At 61.6% G+C, this 18,262-nt stretch carries 15 protein-coding genes; 10 read left to right on the forward strand and 5 right to left on the reverse strand.

What is annotated here, in order from left to right:
• The 4 genes from NET03_RS01505 to NET03_RS01520 all read left to right on the forward strand — a co-directional run bounded on the left by NET03_RS01505 (position 1) and on the right by NET03_RS01520 (position 2,659).
• A complete protein-coding gene (locus NET03_RS01505) occupies positions 1-435 on the forward strand; it encodes a DUF1634 domain-containing protein (protein ID WP_252127121.1) in 435 nt (144 codons plus the stop codon).
• 181 nt (positions 436-616) lie between these two features.
• On the forward strand, positions 617-982 hold the full coding sequence (locus tag NET03_RS01510) for a DUF1634 domain-containing protein (RefSeq protein WP_252127122.1): 366 nt from the start codon (positions 617-619) through the stop codon (positions 980-982).
• A 1-nt stretch (position 983) separates the two neighbouring features.
• On the forward strand, positions 984-1,826 hold the full coding sequence (locus NET03_RS01515; protein ID WP_252127123.1) for a sulfite exporter TauE/SafE family protein: 843 nt from the start codon (positions 984-986) through the stop codon (positions 1,824-1,826).
• Between the two features lie 89 nt (positions 1,827-1,915).
• Complete coding sequence (locus NET03_RS01520) at positions 1,916-2,659, forward strand: plastocyanin/azurin family copper-binding protein (protein WP_252127124.1); 744 nt, start codon at positions 1,916-1,918, stop codon at positions 2,657-2,659.
• Between the two features lie 812 nt (positions 2,660-3,471).
• Here the strand turns inward: NET03_RS01520 and NET03_RS01525 are convergent.
• Positions 3,472-4,230, reverse strand: coding sequence for a hypothetical protein (locus NET03_RS01525; protein ID WP_252127125.1), 759 nt, complete (start codon positions 4,228-4,230; stop codon positions 3,472-3,474).
• 216 nt (positions 4,231-4,446) lie between these two features.
• On the opposite strand from NET03_RS01525, the gene NET03_RS01530 reads away from it, so the two are divergent.
• Positions 4,447-5,274 (forward strand): c-type cytochrome, encoded by an 828-nt coding sequence (locus NET03_RS01530; RefSeq protein ID WP_252127126.1) that lies wholly within the window; start codon positions 4,447-4,449, stop codon positions 5,272-5,274.
• Between the two features lie 1,008 nt (positions 5,275-6,282).
• Here the strand turns inward: NET03_RS01530 and NET03_RS01535 are convergent.
• Together NET03_RS01535 and NET03_RS01540 are read right to left on the reverse strand one after the other, a co-directional pair.
• Positions 6,283-7,401, reverse strand: coding sequence for a threonine synthase (locus NET03_RS01535; RefSeq protein ID WP_252127127.1), 1,119 nt, complete (start codon positions 7,399-7,401; stop codon positions 6,283-6,285).
• Between the two features lie 589 nt (positions 7,402-7,990).
• A complete protein-coding gene (locus tag NET03_RS01540; protein WP_252127128.1) occupies positions 7,991-9,139 on the reverse strand; it encodes an acyl-CoA dehydrogenase family protein in 1,149 nt (382 codons plus the stop codon).
• Positions 9,140-9,561: 422 nt separating this feature from the next.
• On the opposite strand from NET03_RS01540, the gene NET03_RS01545 reads away from it, so the two are divergent.
• From NET03_RS01545 to NET03_RS01555, 4 genes are all read left to right on the forward strand, one after another.
• The gene (locus NET03_RS01545) at positions 9,562-10,086 is read left to right on the forward strand and encodes a macro domain-containing protein (protein ID WP_252127129.1); all 525 of its coding nucleotides are present in this window, start codon (positions 9,562-9,564) and stop codon (positions 10,084-10,086) included.
• 93 nt (positions 10,087-10,179) lie between these two features.
• Positions 10,180-11,241 (forward strand): tartrate dehydrogenase, encoded by a 1,062-nt coding sequence (locus tag NET03_RS01550; protein WP_252127130.1) that lies wholly within the window; start codon positions 10,180-10,182, stop codon positions 11,239-11,241.
• A 247-nt stretch (positions 11,242-11,488) separates the two neighbouring features.
• A complete protein-coding gene (locus NET03_RS13690) occupies positions 11,489-12,136 on the forward strand; it encodes an enolase-like domain-containing protein (RefSeq protein ID WP_353655764.1) in 648 nt (215 codons plus the stop codon).
• A gap of 251 nt (positions 12,137-12,387) precedes the next feature.
• The gene (locus NET03_RS01555; RefSeq protein WP_252127131.1) at positions 12,388-13,044 is read left to right on the forward strand and encodes a DedA family protein; all 657 of its coding nucleotides are present in this window, start codon (positions 12,388-12,390) and stop codon (positions 13,042-13,044) included.
• Positions 13,045-13,338: 294 nt separating this feature from the next.
• On the opposite strand, the gene NET03_RS01560 is transcribed toward NET03_RS01555, so the two are convergent.
• Complete coding sequence (locus NET03_RS01560; protein ID WP_252127132.1) at positions 13,339-14,271, reverse strand: LLM class flavin-dependent oxidoreductase; 933 nt, start codon at positions 14,269-14,271, stop codon at positions 13,339-13,341.
• A 363-nt stretch (positions 14,272-14,634) separates the two neighbouring features.
• Between NET03_RS01560 and NET03_RS01565 the strand changes: the two genes are divergently transcribed.
• Positions 14,635-15,843 (forward strand): MFS transporter, encoded by a 1,209-nt coding sequence (locus NET03_RS01565; protein WP_252127133.1) that lies wholly within the window; start codon positions 14,635-14,637, stop codon positions 15,841-15,843.
• Between the two features lie 87 nt (positions 15,844-15,930).
• Here NET03_RS01565 and metE read toward each other — a convergent pair whose 3' ends face one another.
• The gene (gene metE, locus NET03_RS01570) at positions 15,931-18,222 is read right to left on the reverse strand and encodes a 5-methyltetrahydropteroyltriglutamate--homocysteine S-methyltransferase (protein WP_252127134.1); all 2,292 of its coding nucleotides are present in this window, start codon (positions 18,220-18,222) and stop codon (positions 15,931-15,933) included.
• Positions 18,223-18,262: the final 40 nt, after the last annotated feature.

Here is an 18,262-nt window from a genome sequence, read left to right on the forward strand (position 1 = left end):
ATGGACGAGCATGGAACGAAAATGTCTTCCGATACCGCTCTTCAGGGAACTGCAGCGCAAGAGCAGCTCAACCTCTTAATCAGCCAGGTTCTCCGATTCGGCGTGTTACTGGCCGCCGCTATTGGGGCGGTTGGCCTCCTCCTCTTCTTTCTCCGCGGTCCGCAGCCTGGGGAACCGCAGTCACTCCACGAACTCCTCACGCTGCGCGCCGGTTCATTAGCCACGAGCCCCTCGCAGCTCGTGCAGGGAATCCTCACCGGCAAGCCAGAGGACATTATGCGACTCGGCCTCCTCGTTCTTATCCTGACTCCCACCGCTCGAGTTACACTGACCGTCATCCTTTTCCTACTTGAACGAAACTTCGTATTCGTCGTGATCGCCTCGATTGTCCTTGTCATTTTGCTCCTCGGGTTGGCAGGCCTCGTGGGCGGATAAAGCGAGGTGTACACTGACCGTACGGCATCATTCGGGCAGCGCAGGGAAGAGTCTCTCAGCTTGTGTTGTGCTACGATCGCTGACACTGGCCCAGCCTCGGGCCGGTGTGTGGAACTGTAAACACTTGAGACGATTGGCTGCAACGGTGCAACAAACCCGAGGGAACTCCTCTGCAAGGAATTTGACGGCCGGCGACACGCGGACCCTCAGCCGCCTCTCGCAGCTGCTCGCACGGCTGTATCGGTTTTGGCTTGCTCTCGCCCTGCTCCTCCTCAGTATCGGGACAGTTCTCGATCTTGTTGATGATAGGACACTCGCGACCGAAACAGTCCCTCTCGCCGATCTCCCTAGAGCTCTCATCCACATGGATCCTGCCGCGTTTGAGAGCTTAGCACTCCTCATCGTCGCGTTCGGGCCAGTAGCCGGGCTCCTCACCATTATTGTCAGCACGGTCCGGCAGGGCGATCGCCGGACCGCAGGCGTCGCTGTGCTGCTGCTGGTTGTTGTCGCAGTACTCCCGATTGTCCGTTCACTTGGGGGCCGATGAGTTGACGCATTGGACGGAAATTGCGATCTTCCTCGTCTCTGCCCTGTCGGGGACCCTCGGTGCGATGGTCGGTCTGGGTGGCGGCGTCTTCATGGTGCCAATCTTCTCCGCGTTCCTCGGAGTGCCGATTAAATTCGCGATTGCTGCAAGCGCACTCGCCGTTATCGTTAACTCACTCGGCGGTGCATCTGTTTATTTGCAGCACCGTATGGTCAACCTCAGGCTTGCCCTCCTGATGCTCGTTGCCACAGCGCTCGGCGCGATCTTCGGCGCGCTTCTCGTTGCCTCTGCACCGGTCAACGCCTTGCGACTGGTCTTCTCGCTGGCGCTCTACGCGATGATTGTCCTGCTCAGTCTCCAGCGTGCCACCGCACGTCCGGTCACGACCGGCCCTGACCGATTTCAACTTGCGGCGAACTTCTTTGACCCCGCCGTAGGAGGCGTCGTCTCTTATATCCCCCAGCGCGTACTCCTCGGCACTGCTTCGAGCACGATTGCCGGGTTACTCTCTGGCCTCCTCGGCGTAGGGGGTGGCTTTGTCCAAGTTCCCCTGATGAACGTCCTTATGCGCGTCCCGGTGAAAGCGGCCGCCGCGACGAGTGCGTACATGATCGGCGTCACTGTTGTCGGCAGTGTGCTGCTCTACTATGCGAACGCGCTTCTTGTCCCGCAGGTTGCGGTGCCTGCTGCGCTCGGTGTCTTTCTTGGCTCGCAAGTTGGCTCACGATTGGGCCGCCGTGTCCATGGTCGATGGCTCAAGCGCATCCTGATGGTGATCCTTCTCTATCTCGCGACGACGCTCCTGCTGCAGGCCCTTGGTGTTCCGGTCCCCGGGACTCGCTGACACCCAGCGAACCATACTCGCGCCTCGAACCTGCTGCCTACGGGTGCTCTCAGCGCTGTGTCGACACCACATCGAGGGGAGGTCATGTGATGACGATCGTTCGCAACTGGTGGAGCCATCTCCATGTCTTCGCCGTTGACGAAGTGCGAGCGCTCCTCATCCCATCTACCGCCTCTACTGCACGATCGCTCTTTAGCGTGGCAACGCGCTTCCAGGGAGCACCCAATGTCACGGTCACCGTCATGCGTACCGAGTTGTCGATCACCCCCTCGTCGCTTTCCGTCCCACCTGGTAAGCCGGTCACCTTCATCGTCACAAACACTGGAGGAGCACAACACACCCTCACAGTCGAGTTCGAAGGCCAAGGGATCAAACAACAACTCTTCGACACGTCCTTGATGCCCGGCGAGACAGGTCAGGCAATATTCACCTTCACCGCGCCTGGACAATGGATCATGTACTGTCCGGTCGGTAACCATCGCGCACTCGGTATGCAGGGCACCATCAGCGTAGCCCAAGCCGCCACACCAACACCGACCGTTGCGCCGACCGCCACACCACAGCCTCCAACACCGACACCGATAGCGATCACACCGATCCCGTCGCCGACTGTAGCCCCACAGCCATCCCCGACAGCTGCACCGACTCTTGTCCCCTCGCCGACACTTCCGCCGCCCCCGAGCGCAACTCCGACGCTGTGCCCCCAGGTGGTGCCGGCGACAGGGAGAGCGCAACGCGGCAGCAGCACACTCGTAGCACTCGTCGGCCTGGCACTGCTCCTTGCAGTAGGAGTGACGAGAGCATGGGCAGCCAGACGGCGCACCTGGCTGTGACAGCTGTCACGGCATCCAGGCACAGGCAGTTGGGAGCATCTCAGCAGGCGGGATCGTGTCGACGGTGAACGCTTGCTCGACCGCCTCTTGGGTGCGTGCTGAGTCCGTAAAGGAGTATCCCCCGGCCGTCCAGGCCTGCTCTCGGCGGACGGCATCAACCCGACGGTCACGCCTGCCGTCGCCTCAATGGCAAGCGCGAGCTCTCCGAGGGAGAAGCGCATCCCACGGCACATCCGTCCGGACCGCCCCCCTCCATGGCGTCAAGGATTTGTGGGAGTCGTAGGAGGACAACCGGGAGATCAGCCTACCGGTGGAGCGCCACCAGGGCGCATCGCTGTCGCTGCATCTGGGTCATTATCGCTCACCTCGGTGCACGACCGCACCGACGCAAGTGCTTACTGCCCATCCAGGTGTTGTCGTCTCGTTGGAATCTCAGAATAGCGCCTTTCCTCACCTGGAAGCGGCGGTGAGCACCATGTCGTGACTGGGCGTGAGATGTCGAGTGTCACGCCGTCGAGCGCATCGACCACTGTACCAATTCACTCAGATCAACCGTCGCTGGGTCATCTTGCGGTTGCCCCAGACGCTTGGCGAGCGAACTGGCTCGCGCCGTCACTCCCGGATTGACCGCACCAAGGAATCAGTCAGCCCACTGCAAGCCTGCTGTGGAGAGTGCGTTGGCCAGATCGGGACAGTGGATCCTCCATAGCGAACCCTTGTGGTATGGGAAGCTTAACGCAATTGCGCGGCACACCGAAGAGCGCTGCACGTCCCGTACGGATATCGGCGAGAGCCATAATGAGAATGTCCGCTCACAGATTCCAAAGACCTGGAAGAGCAGCAGTCCCAACCAGCCAGAGCACCAGACATCCATCCTCGAGTACCACCGCAAGTGGATGGGGGACTGATGTTGGAACAGGTGTCGGCACCACCATCAGAGGTCCTGTCGGGGTTGCAGGCGGCTCGTCTGTGGGTTGCGGTGGCACGAGCTCGCGGGCCGGTGGCAAATGCGCACTATCTTCCGCCGGAACAGCCATCCGGGGGAAGGGTGTGGTTGACAAACCCTGCCGGGGCATTGCTGGTGTGACCAACCGGGCCCGTGTTGTGCTCCAGCTGGCCGTGGAGGCGGTTGCCCGCCCAGACGGGAGGGTTGTCATGAGACAACGGTGCCACCGGAGAAGCTCATTGCCGACCATAACAAGTGGAAGAGCACGTGGGAGGCACAGAGCGACCCAGCCGGTCGCCAACACCGGACGCTGCCACTGCGACCCTTGACGATGCCACAGACCGCTGAGGCGAGCGCGATCAAGCAACGCAACGAGCCGGTCGGCGAAGAAGGGCGCAATTGCGAAAAGGAGGAGTGCAATCGTCCCCGGCCAGAGGGCCATCGTGATGCCTCGCGCCAGAAAGAGGACCACTCGCGCAGCGCTCACCCCGAGCACAGGCGCAGGCAGCAAAGCAACTGTCACGCCGTGTTGCCAGCGTCCGACCACAAGGTGTGCGATGCCTGGCCACAGAACGGTCAGGAAGACGGCGAGCAACCCACGAACGCGAGGAGCGCGCTGATTCACCGCAGGGGTGTGACTAGCCGACGGGGATCCGGGTCCTCCAGGCTCGGGCTCCATCCCTCTGCCGCCAATGGAGTAGTATGCAGGTGATCATACGGTAGTGTAGCGCTTGGCATCCAGCACGGTGGTACCGCTCCCCAAACTTGTTGACCTTTTGGTAGTCAAGCAACACTCTCCTCGCCCAGGACAGACGTCGAGGGCAACGAAGGGGTCGAAACCGTGGCTGAACAGATCGAGACATTGACGCCCAGTCGCCAGCGGAGACGGGCATGGCTCGGTCGCGCCGCCTGGCTCCTTGCTGGGAGCTTTCTGACGCTTCTTCTCCTCGTCCTCAGTGCTTGGCTTTGGGGGCCTGCCCTGCTTGCGCACCGCACCGATTGGGCCTTTGAGCGCCAACTCGCACGCACGATGATTGACCGGGCCGCGGCACGAGGTGCGGTTCGGGTGACTCCGCCAAGCAGCGCTCCTCCGCGGGCACTTGAGACAGGACGTATCGTGTATCTCGGCGCCTGCTCCCAGTGCCACGGAGCCGATGCCGATGGCAAAGGATGGCTTGGGGTGCTCAGCTATCCACCAGCCAGCGCGCTGAATGATGCTGACACCCAGGCGCGCTCCGATACAGAACTGTATTGGATCATCGCAAATGGCTTGAGCTTTACCGGTATGCCCGGTTTTCGCGATCGGCTCTCGGATGAACAAATCTGGGCTGTCGTGACCTATCTCCGCCATCTCGGCAGCAGCACGGCGCCTCCCCTGCCCGCCATACCAACTCCGACGACTGAAGACCTCGCTGCCGCTGACCCAACAGAGGATGGAGCACCTCGCGGCGCCGCGCTGTATGTGGCACTCGGATGTGTCAACTGTCATGGGGCTGGCGGCAATGCGCCTGGTCGCCTCCAACTTCGCGCTACCGACCAGCGGGCGGTGCGGGTAATTCGGGAAGGAACCGAGGAAGGAATGCCCGCGTACTCAAGCGACATCCTTTCGGAAGCCGATCTTCGTGCGCTGCTTCAGTACATCGCCACATTCCGCATGTCGCGTCCCTAAATCAGCAGCACATCACCGTAATCGCCGACACACGAGTAGCCCCCGCCTCACTCACCAGCCGCTCTCCTGTCAGACGCGTGCCCTCAAGAGAACAAAGAACGTCGCGCACAGCGCTTCCGTGCGGCTCATCGCCACATCTGGTTCGCTGAGCGTGCTTTCCCAAAGCAGCGCAGTTCCAGGAACGTTCTCCGCGCCCCTCGGGGCATGCCAGGAGCACGTTGTCCGGCTGTTCAACATCTCAAGCTACGCCAGTGCGCAGGCAACTCTTCGCCGAATCAGCGCGCCTCCGTCGGCTACGCAAGACCCTCTTGACAACCGGTCACTGATGTGCTGTACTAAGAGTGCGGTTCCGAGGAGTCGGCAACGGCCCGCTCGGAAGCACTTAGCGTCAGCTGAGTGACTGCTCCGGACATCCGGACGGCGTTCTCCTGCGCATGGCCCTGGAACGTGCGCGGTGATGATTCCGGCCGGCGTCGAGTGGGGAGGTGAAACCTCGTCACGGCTTACGGAGGGGCGGGAACCGAGGCTCGTCGGAACCGCTTTTTCCCGCTGTCGCTGTTCCCCAGATCAACACCCGGCTTGATTTCCTCGGCCAACCGACAGAAGCGAGCCACCTTGCAGCCAACGTTCTTTCAGCCAACGTTCCTCTATCGTCACTTGCGGTGGCTTGCGTGTGAAGGTGCAACGCAGGGTAACGACCCGCTGGCCAAGTGAGGAATGCGGAGTGCTGCCACTGGTACCATGTCCCCACTGTTCTGGATCAGAGATCACACTGACCGGTCTGCACCGCTTTTCACGATCCGATCGGGCTGCTGCAACGGTTTGGCATGTCTCCAAGTTTCCGGCAATGCCGTCGGCTCCACCCACAGCCCTGGTGAGGAATCTCCCGCCTCGCGAACGACGAGATTCGGCGAGGATCCACCGTACAGCGCGACACAACCTTCGGTGCAGACAGACAAAGAGTCGCCCAAAACAAGGCACGATGAGGCCGATCGTGCTCCGGTTCAGTCACCGCTGATCCAGCATGTGTTTCACTGCACCCGCTGCTTTCAGCCCGCTGCCAGTGAGAACGATCACAACCGGCTCTCCTGGCAGCCAACCACGTCGCCGTACTAACCGATAAGCCGCCGCTCCCAGCGCTGCGGTTGGTTCCACAAACAGGCCCTGCCGCCACAGCAGCCGAGTCGTTTCGATCAACAATGGTTCCGGCACCGCTTCTGGCCAACCACCACTCATCCGAAGCGTCTCGAGTAGGAGCTCGCCTCTTGGTGGCCGGCCGATCCGTGTCCCCTCAGCGAGCGTCACCCCTGGCTCTACCGGCTCCAACACCTGATCTGGACGCGTCCAGGCCCGCACCAGCGGCGCACAGGCTTCCGGCTGGGCAGCCACGAGGGCCGGCCCATTCCCGCCGAGGGCTTGGAGAGCGAGGTATGCCCCGAGCAGTAAACTCCCTCCACCAACCGGTATAAAGCACGCTGTCGGCCAACGTCGACCGAGTTGCTCCCACACCTCGAGCAGCCAAGTTTTCGTGCCTTCGACAAAAAGAGGATGCCAATTGTGACTCGCGTACGCTGTCTCCGGAGCTCGTCCCGCCGCCTGCGCAGCAGCGGCGACCGTGTCACGCTGTCCAGCGACGAAGTTGACCTCCGCTCCGTAGGCACGGGCCTGGACGATCTTCTCCGGTGACGTTCCAGCGGGAGCAAAGACCGATACCTCCAATCCGTGTAGCGCCGCGTAGGCGGCAAAAGCCGCCGCGGCATTCCCGGACGAATCCACCGTCACCCTGCGGACACCCTGGGCAGCCAAGAAGGCGAGAAGCACGCTTGCCCCTCGGTCTTTGAACGAACCGGTTGGTAACAGAAAGTCCAGCTTAAAGCGCACTCGCTCCCCATCGAGTTCTCCCTCGACTAAAGGCGTCAGGCCTTCGCCGAGTGTGCGCGGTGGTCGTGCGACCGGCAATGCTGCAGCATAACGCCACAGTGTTCTGTCTTCGGCATCAATTGCGTCCCTGACGAGTCGGAGTGGCGGATCGATCCTCAACACACCACCGCAGCGTGGACAGCACCACGTTGTCGCTTCGGGTACCAACAACCCCTCACAACGCGTGCAGCGGTACCGCCATTCCATGAATGCTCCCTCTCTCATCGTTTACTCGCTCGCAACACTCAACAGGTAGCATAGTGACACACCGGTCGACCGCGGCCAGCCTGCCCCACTCATCCGTGCGACCTACTCCTACATGCCCCACAGACTCTGGCCTCTCGGTACAGCAAACCATCGGTCCCATTCTGCCCACACCACCACGCGCGCCGCGAATAGGAAAGAGCCGGCTTGGCAGCTGGTACCCGAGAACCCAGAGCCTGGCCACCGATGAAACGCTCGCGCCACAGCACCGCGGTGTCAAAGCCTACAGCCTACGGTCGCCCGAGACCGGTGCGTGACCATTCCTCCGGTACTACTGCTCGACCTCGCTGTGCATTCTGCCTCAACTACCGTTTTCGCCCATCTCGCTGGACGCCAATGACACCACCATGGCAGATCCTGGCCACGATGCACTGTCCCGCTTCGACGTGTCATCGCGACCGTGGTGAGACGGAGAATGCACGACAGTCACCCTGAGAACTTCATCTCACCTCGAGCGGCCATGCACGTCCGCGGCTGAGATGGCGGAGTGCAGCGTGCAGCGTCGCTGCCACGCTTCTCGTTTCGAACCGAGCTAGCGCCGATTTCCAGCGAGCCGGACCAACTCCCGGACAATCACGTTGCGCTGAATCTCACTCGTTCCCTCATAGATCTGGAGAAGCTTTGCATCCCGGAAGAGTTTCTCCACTGGATAGTCAGGGCTGTATCCATTCCCGCCGAAGATCTGTACTGCCTCCGTCGCCACCCACATTGCCGCATCAGCAGCGAAAGCCTTGGCCACTGCCGCAGCCAGCGTATTGTCCTCGCCCCGATCTGCCAACCACGCCGCGAGATACGTCAACTGGCGGGCCGCATCAAGCCGGATCCGCATGTCGGCTAGCTTATGGCCGATCGCCTGATGCCGAATGATCGGCTGGCCCATGGCCCGCCGATGCTGGGCATACGCCAACGACTCGTCCAAGCATCGCTGAATGATCCCCGCGCCAAAGGCAGCAACCATGGGGCGGGTCCGCCGCAAGGTCTGCATGGCGATGGCAAACCCATCCCCTTCGCGCCCGATCAACTGTGCTGCCGGCACGACGACGTCCTGGAACTCGATCTCTCCGTTGGAGATCGCGCGTTGCCCCAGCTTGCGGAGTGGTCTTGTCGTGATCCCCGGGCTCTCACGCTCGACGACAAACACGCTGATGCCGTTCCGCCCGGCAGTCGGGTCGGTCTTGGCAAAGACGACGAAGAAGCTGGCGATCGGCGCATTCCCGATCCAGCGCTTGTGTCCGTTTAAGACATATGTATCACCATGCCGCCTGGCGACCGTCGTCAGTGCTACCACATCAGAACCTGCGTCAGGCTCTGTCAACGCAAAGCTCGCATACTCGCCTGCTGCGAGTCTCGATAGCCATCGCTGCTTTTGCTCCTCCGTTCCAGCGACGACGATCGGCTCACCTGCCAGGCAACTGGAGCACGCCGCCGCAGTGAAGCCTGCGCAGGCCCACGCCAGCTGCTCCGCGACCAACACCAACTCAATGACACCAAGCCCCCGGCCCCCGTATTCCCGCGGAATGGTGATCTCGGTCAATCCCTCGCGACGCGCCTCCACAATCAGCTCGTGCGGATGTCGCTCTTCCTGGTCGTAAAGCGCAGCGATGGGCTTGACAACCGCTTCAGCAAAGCGACGCGCCCGAGCCTGGAGCTCCGCCTGCTCGGGTGTCAGCCTGAAGTCCATGTGAACCCCCCATTCACGCTCCTGCCACCCGCCCACGATTTAGGCATAGACTCACTTCCATGTCCAGCTTTCCGCGTCGATCCGCTTCGACCACAACTCACCCTGCATTGCTTGACTGGTCGTCTGCGTTCAAGAGGTAAGAGATACGGTACTTCTGCCCAGGTCGGTTCCGGGGTGCGGTAGGGTGTCCCTGTGCAAGGCAACTTCTCTCACACACCAGTGTCTATCGGCTTGAGAACACCCCTCACATGTCAGAATCTTTGGCGCCTCCAGCAGCACGACGCTCGACTGTGCAGCAGGGAAACAACCTGCCTCACGCCATAGCTTCGGGTCGGATGATCACCCTCAGCGTGCTCCCGCGCGGTACGATTCGGCTGACAGAGTGGTCGAGCAATACTGCCACCGAAGGAAGGGGGACGGCCATGACCCAGCCGACCATCGAAATCCAGATCGGCGACATCACGACGGTTGATACAGAAGCCATTGTGAATGCTGCGAATAATCGACTGTGGATGGGGTCAGGCGTGGCTGGTGCCATCAAGCGTGCTGGGGGTGAAGAGATCGAGCGCGAGGCAGTGGCCCAAGGCCCCATCCGTGTGGGAGAGGCAGTCGTCACCAGCGCCGGTCGCTTGCCCTACCGTGCCGTCATCCACGCTGCAGCAATGGGCTACGCAGACGACGGCTCGCTGATCCCCGCCACTGCGGAGCATGTCTACGCCGCAACCCGTGCCGCACTGACGCGCTGCGCAGAACGAGGCTTGCGCTCTGTTGCCTTCCCAGCTCTCGGCACCGGCGTCGGCGGGCTCGACCTGGCTACCTGCGCTCGGGCCATGGTCCGCGCCGTGCACGACCACGCTGCCAGCGGCGCAGACCTCCCTCAGCGCATCGTCTTCGTGGTGCGCAATGAGGAGGCTGCTGCGGCGTTCCGCCACGCAGTCGCTTCATGATCCGGGCACCCGTACGTACTTTGCCCAAGGTCCCACACTCAGTATGATGCCGCCGAATGGCAGGAGAGTGGCTCGACCGAGCAAGGAGGTGCCATGCAACAGTTTCGCATCGCTGTGATTCCAGGGGACGGCATAGGTAAGGAGGTCATCCCTGCCGGCCAACGCGTTCTGGAAGCAGCCGTGGCTGGCCAGGCGGTACTCACCTGGCAGGTCTTTCCCTGGGGATCCGATTACTACCGCGCCACCGGCGCCATGATGCCCCCAGACGGACTTGATCAACTCCGCCAGTTCGATGCCATCTACCTCGGCGCAGTCGGCGACCCCCCGCGCATCCCAGACCACGTCACGCTCTGGGGCCTCCTTCTGCCCATCCGCAAGCGCTTCGACCTGTTCGTCAATGTCCGTCCCATCCGGCTCCTCCCCGGCATCCGCGGGCCACTCCGCGACAAGGGTCCACAGGACATCGACATGGTCTTCATCCGTGAGAACACCGAGGGCGAGTACGCCGGTGTCGGTGGACGCGTCCATGAAGGAACACCTCACGAGGTCGCTCTCGAAACCGCTGTCTTCTCCCGCTTCAACGTCCAACGGGTTGTCCGCTACGCCTTCGAGCTTGCCCGCACGCGACGCAAGCATCTGACCAGCATCACCAAGTCCAACGCCCAGCGCTTCGGGATGGTGCTCTGGGATGAGGTCGTCCGCGAGGTCGCACGTGACTACCCCGACGTCACCGTCACGTCCCTGCTCGTCGATGCCGCAGCTGCCCTCATGGTCCGAGCTCCAGAGCGCTTCGATGTCATCGTGGGGAGTAACCTCTTTGCTGACATCCTCACCGATCTTGGCGGTGCTCTCATGGGAAGCTTGGGCCTGCCACCCAGTGCTAACCTCGCCTTCGATCGACGGTACCCCTCCCTCTTTGAGCCGGTGCATGGCAGTGCCCCCGACATCGCAGGGCGGGGGATCGCCAACCCCATCGGTTCCATCTGGGCCGGCGCGATGATGCTCGAGCACCTCGGACTCCACAGCGCAGCAGCGCGCATCATGCGGGCCCTCGAGCAGCTCACCCAGGAAGGGAAAGTCTTAACGCCAGACTTGGGTGGAAACGCAACAACTGACGAGGTCGCCGAGCGGGTCATCGAGCTGCTCATGGGCTAGGATCCCCACCACAACACAGACGTGCGGCGGGGAATGGAGTGAGCCGGATCACAGCGGCAACTTCTGGGAGCAGCGTCTTGTGCACAGGCTGGATTTTTGCGCCGAATACCGGGTCGACCCGCGCAAGAGATGCCATCCCAAGCAGGACAGCCCTGCCCCGTACCAGTAGCGGCAACGCTTCCTTGAAACTGGGTGGGACGTGGAAGTACACGGCCTATTCGGTCCACTCACCTGTGACGTTGTACTGGTGATTCATTGGGGACGAACGCAGCTCCGCCCACCTCGCCTCAGCACCGATCTGCTCGTCATCGAACGCCGGTGGGGCGAACTCGACCGATCCCAAGTGCACGGACGTAAGGGAGCCGTCATGATGGCGATCTCGGCCATCGACTGCGCTCTTTGGGATCTGCTTCGGTACTGGGACGACGCTTCAGTTCACCCATTGTTCGGGGCACCAGTCCGCACCAAGCTACCTGTCTGCGCCAGTCCGCTCGGTTTTTCGCGTGAACTGGAGCGGGCAACAGCACGTGCCCGTCAGCGCAACGCCGAAAAGTTTTCGCGCGCAGAAGTAGTTCCCGCTCTGGGAACCAGCCAACGGCAGCGAGGGGCTGCGCCGCACTGTGGCACGCTTCAGCGCGTTGCTGGGCGCAGACGGAGGCGAAGCGACGCCGGGACAAGCTGGAGCTCAGTGGAGAAACGCGCCACAGTCCGCCAGCGCATCCCCTACGCTTCAGTTGGATCGGGGCGCCGTTCTTGCCTCATTGGCTGGACGCGGCGCTCGGCCTTCGCGCAGCAACTCCAATTGCTGATAATGAACACAAGAGAGACGCGAGGGATGAAAGCCGTGGTTCCTCCGACGCGCTGTCGATGTCTTCATCCCCTGCCGGGGATTTGAGCGATCCTGAAAATCATTACGCTAGGCATAGGAAAACGCAACAGGGCAACAGAACAGCACGACGTCTCTCACCTGATCGATCCGCGCATGTTCGGCCTTAGTTACCCTGTTCTACTGCCTTCCTGATCAGGGCCTGTATGCTTCGCAAGACACGGGCGGCGTATCGGTCGATGCCGTTTCTTCGACTGTCCGCCAAGCGGAGCATGTGACAGCCCGAGGAAACTGGGGCAGGGAGAGAGGATGGAAGAGGCGTGGAGAACTGGGTCAGCGAGATCCTCACCACACTTGGCTATCTCGGGTTGTTCCTCTTACTCGTTTTGGAAACAGTCTTCCCACCAATTCCCTCCGAGGTGATCCTTCCTTTGGCCGGCTTTCTTGCTGGTCGGAATTACCTCGACATCCGCTTTGCCATCGGGATCGCAACGCTCGGATCGTACACTGGAGCCGTCATTCTGTATGCAGCTGGACGTTATGGTGGGCGCTCGCTCCTTCTCCGCTACGGGCGTTGGCTCCAACTGGACGCACACAAGCTAGGCACTGCTGATCGTTGGTTTCTCCGCTGGGGACCGCTGCTTGTCCTCTGGGGCCGGTTAGTTCCTGTTGCCAGAAGCGTGGTGTCCGTTCCCGCCGGTGCATTTCGGTTACCGTTCTGGCGATTTAGTGTTCTGACGATTGTCGGAAGCACAGCGTGGAACACGCTTCTGATCGGGAGTGGCTGGTTCCTCGGAGAAAATTGGGAAGTTGTTGTTGTTTGGGTAGATCGGTATACAGCGGCCGTCGCGGCGGTTGCTGCTGCCGCCGGCATCATCTTTGCGATCCTCATCTACCGGCACCGACGGACGCGCCGACAGCGGTCGCACTCGCTCGATCGCCACCCGTGGGAGGCACGCCACACGGAACGACCGTGAGACAACACTCCGTGCGAAACTGAGGACGTGTCGCAGCAGCGGCGACTTCATGCTTTGCGGATTTTGGTTGCACTGATGTATGCACCGGATACTCGATAAGCCATCATGCACACTCACGACCACAAAGTATGCTCGAGAATCCATAAGAGATAAGCCTCATCCACTCCATTAATACTTGCTAAGAACAAAACACTATCGTGTCTATAATTTGAAAGCCAGCCGTACACTATCGCGAAAACAAGTACAGCATGTTCAGAGAAGGCGGCGGGGCGGGCGCGCCAGTCCAGCCGCACCTCACCCGCGGTCGAGGACCTCCAGCACCCGACCAAGCTGCTCAAGTCCCTGGAGCGTATTAGGCTCGATGCGCAGCTGCAAGTGACGGATGCCAGCACGCGCGTAGGCCCGAAATTCTTCCGCGATCTCCTCCGGCGTCCCACTGACTGGGTCAGCAACCACCCCGTAGATCCGGCCATGACCAGGAAAAGCGATAAGGGCGGAGGCAGAGAGCGTCACCGTGCTCGGATCCCGCCCCTCGGCCACGCACGCAGCCCGGAATGCCTCCAACTGTGGACCAAGACCAGCCGCGCGATTCCCAGTGAAGTCGTAATAGGTGTTCCAAATATCCGCGTAGCGTGCAGCCAGGCGTAGAACCCTTGGTCCATTACCACCGATGAGGATCGGCGGGCCTTCTGGGCGCGGACCACGCGGGCGCAAGAGACAGTCACGCACAGTGTAGAACTCCCCTGAAAAATCGATCCAGCCATTCCGCAGCAGGCCATGGATGATATGGAGCGCCTCAGCAAAACGACTCACACGTCGCTCCCAAGGAAAGCCAGACCGGCGGAACTCGTGCTCCGTGTTCCCCGCACCGAGACCCAGGATCAAACGACCACCACTGATCTCGTCGACCGTCTCAGCCATCTTGGCGATGAGCGCAGGGTTGCGCCAGTTCGTACAGACAACGAGCGTTCCCAGTGTGATCCGCTCGGTTACAGCGGCAAAGGCGGAAAGCAAGGACCAGCACTCCCAAATTCCCTCTGGCTCACCATCCGGCGTTCGATACAGCAGGTGATCCACAACCCACAGCGAGTCCAGACCGATATCTTCGGCCAAACGGGCCATCGCCCTCAGGTCAGTCCAGCGCGGAAGCCGTCCATTCCAGCGGAATTCGCCTTGTGGCACGAGGATACCGACCTCAAGTGGTCTCCGACGCCTCGGCTCAGGCATCCTGCTCCCTCCCCTCTGGTCCGTCGCATTGTGCACCTCACTTTTCGCCGAGAACCTCACCTTCGACAAGGGGGCAAGACCGCGGAGTGGCGAAGATCTTCGCCGAACGACCCCCGCTCGACGCACAGTGAAGACGATTGTGCAGATCACATCTGGTAGCTTTCTCCACGGACGAGGACCTCATGTGTCGACTGCTTGCAGCGCCCGATCCACTTACGCCGCTACACCGGCACCCTGAACCATTGATAGACAACGACCATGCCCACAGTGGATAAGTTTTTGAGCCCAAGCCCGGTCACGAAACCGACGTTCTCCCCTGCGCATGGACGTCTCGTTGCGTTAGGATCGCACGGGAGGTTTGAGATGCGCCGCGCTGGAGGCTATTGGCAACGTGCCCGGCTGGCGACCTTCATGCTCGGGCACTTCAGCGTCGACTTGATGAGTGGGCTCCTGCCAGCCCTCTACCCGCTCTTAGCACTCGAACTCCAGCTCGACTACGGGCCGATCGGCGCACTCGCCCTTGCCTATACCGCCGCTGTCTCCTTGACCCAGCCGCTCTTCGGGTATCTTGCCGACCGCTGGGGCGTACGCCGTCTCGCACCGCTGAGCCTGGCCTGGTCCGGACTCTTTCTAAGTCTCTACGGGTTTGTGCATCATCCTGAACTCCTCTATCCATTGGCGTTTCTGGCTGGCCTTGGTTCAGGGGCATATCACCCGGTCGGTGCCTCCCGTGCTGCACAACTTGCTCCGGAACACCATCGGAACACGACGATGTCCGTTTACACCGTCAGCGGCACCGTGGGGTACGCGCTTGGTCCGTTGGTTGGTGCCCTGCTGTTTCGCTCCTTTGGGTCGGCTGGAACACTAGTTGCGCTCCCCCTTGGACTCGTCGCCGCCGTACTCGTCCGTTGGGGACTCGGACGCTTCACAGAGGTTTCGTCCAGCCAGCGGCCGTACCACGCTTCCCCGCAGCGGACAGACTGGCGCGCGCTCGCGCCCATTCTGGCGATCGTTATGTTACGCAGCTGGACGTTCATGACCGTTGCGACCTTCGCCCCGGTCTGGTATCGAGAAATGGGGTACGAACTCCTGTACGGCGTGGTTGCAACTGTCATCGTCGCAAGTGGTGCTCTGGGAACACTCCTGGGTGGGATCTTGGCCGATCGAATCAGTTCGTGGCGGGTCCTCCTGGGCTCGCTCACACTTGCTATCCCCGCTCTCTTGGCCTTCGCCGCAAGCGGAGGACCGCTCGGGCTGATCGCTGCGGCGGCCTTCGGCTTACTTGCCGACGCCTCCATCTCGATCACCCTCGTGGCAGCGCAGCGACTCTTGCCTGGCCGAACCGGCGTCGCTTCTGGCTTCATCCTCGGTATGGGGTTCGTCACTGGGGGTATCGGTGCGCCTGTGACCGGTTGGATTGCGGACCGTATCGGTCTCCAGCTCGCGCTGGCCTTGAATGCAACGGCGCTCCTCGCTGCACTCGCACTCTGCTGGGTCGTACCCGCCTGGGTCTTCCGCCGCCCAGCACTCGCCAGCGCTTCCGGCGAGCGCCTGACGGCCACGAGTCGCTGACACGTCCAGAAAACACCACGAAAAGGCTCGCAGGCCTCCATTGCACAGAGGCCTGCGAGACATCGGCCACTCAACTATGGCACGCATTTAATGGGCCGCCACCATATACCGCTCGCGCAGGCGACGAGCCGCCTCGACCATATTCTGCAGTGACGGCCAGACCTCTTCAGGGCGACGTGTCTTCAGCCCACAATCCGGATTCACCCAAAGCTGCTCAGGACGCAGATACTGGAGTGCCTGCTCCAGGAGCTGCACGATCTCCTCAACGCTTGGGACACGTGCTGAATGCACGTCATAGACGCCGGGTCCGATCTGCCGCGGGTACTGGTAGTCCTGGAACGCCTGGAGGAGTTCACCGTGACTGCGGCTGTTCTCAATAGAAATCACATCTGCGTCGAGCGCATCGATCGCCTCGATGATGTCGTTAAACTCGCTGTAGCACATGTGAGAGTGGATCTGCGTGTCGTCTCGCACGCCGGAGCTCGCGAGCCGGAAGGCACGCACGGCCCAGTCGAGATACTCTGGCCAGCCGGAACGCCGCAGCGGCAGTCCCTCGCGGAGGGCCGGCTCATCAATCTGAATGACACGAATGCCAGCAGCCTCGAGGTCAAGCACTTCGTCTCGCAACGCCAACGCGATCTGGTAAGCGACCTCACGACGTGGAATGTCCTCCCGCACGAAAGACCAGTTGAGGATCGTCACCGGTCCGGTCAACATCCCCTTGACCGGCTTCTGTGTCAGCGACTGGGCATAGCGGCTGACCTCGACCGTCATTGGTTTGGGACGCGCGACATCGCCGAAGATGATCGGCGGCCGGACAACACGGCTCCCGTACGATTGCACCCAGCCATGCTCGGTGAGGACGAACCCCTCAAGCTGCTCGGCAAAATACTCGACCATGTCCGGCCGCTCGAACTCACCATGTACCAGGACATCAAGGCCGATCTCTTCTTGCCGCCGGATCACCTCGGCGATCCGCTCGCGAATGAACGCCCAGTACCCCTCGTCGCTCAGCTTACCGGCCCGCCAGCGAGCCCGCACCTGCCGTATGTCGGGGGTCTGCGGATAACTCCCGATTGTTGTCGTCGGAAAGAGCGGGAGCTGGAAGCGTGCCCGCTGGAGAGGCTCGCGCACCTCATAGGGAGACGAGCGATGGAAGGCGTCTTCGGTCAACGCAGCAAGCCGCTCGCGCACATCGCGGCGGTATAGACGCGCCCCATCAAGTGCAACGCGGAAGGCCTCCGCGTTCCGTTCCAGCTCCTCGAGGATCGCCTGTCGTCCCTCGTTCAAGGCGCGGGTAAGGATGACGAGTTCTTCGAGACGCTGCTCCGCGAACGCCAGGAGTGCGCGCACTGGTTCGGGAAGCGAGGTCTCCAGCCGTACATCGTGCGGCAAATGCAGGAGCGTGCAGGATGGTTGCACCCAAATTCGATCCGGCGTGACGTGCTCAGCGATCTCTTCCAGCTTCTCGAGCGCCTCGACCAGATTCGTCCGCCAGACGTTCCGCCCATTGACCACCCCGGCACCGAGAACCTTCCCTTGTGGGAAGCCGTGTCGGTTCAACAAAGCGCGATTCTCATCATCACGGACGAAGTCGAGGCCAATCCCCTCGATCGGCAGGCCAGTGACGACGTCCCAACTGGCGTCGTCCAGACTCCCGTAGTAGGTCTGCAACATGATCCGCGGGCGCGTACTGACATGACCGAGAGCCTGGTAGGCCCGACGGAGAAGCTGGAGTTCCTCTTCAGTTCGATCTTGGACCAGCACCGGCTCGTCGATTTGGACCCATTCCGCACCAGCACGGGCTAGTCGCTCCAACAGTTCACTGTAGATCGGCACCAGCTGTTCGAGATGTTCGACCAGCGGACGCGTGTGCCGCTTGCCGAGAAGCAGGAGAGAGAGCGGCCCGAGTAGAACCGGCTTGGCCGGGCGGCCGAGGATCGCCGTCGCCTCCGCAAATTCCTCAAACGGCTTGGCACTAGCGAAGCGCGGTCCGGGAGCATCGAATTCCGGTACTAAATAGTGATAGTTCGTGTCAAACCATTTGGTGAGTTCCAGCGCGGGAATGCCGGGCGCGCCGCGCGCCATCGCAAAGTACGTCCGGAAACTCACCTCTGGTTCCGGTGGACCGAAGCGCTCCGGTACAAGTCCAACGAGGCAGATCGTGTCCAACACGTGGTCGTAGAAGCTGAAATCGTTACATGGAATGAGATCGATCCCCGCATCGCGTTGCACGCGCCATGAAGCTTCGCGTACTGCGCGCCCAGTCGCAAGCAGCTTCGCCTCGTCGCTCTCGCCGGCCCAGTACCGCTCCAATGCACGCTTGAGTTCGCGCTGTTTCCCAATCCGAGGGTAGCCGAGGAGAGAACTCTTGGCCATGGGACGCTTCCCCCCAACTTTGGAGCCCACGTCTGTTCAG

Origin of the sequence: Thermomicrobium sp. CFH 73360, from assembly GCF_023806465.1 — a bacterium.
In the GTDB taxonomy this organism is placed as follows: Bacteria; Chloroflexota; Chloroflexia; order Thermomicrobiales; family Thermomicrobiaceae; genus Thermomicrobium.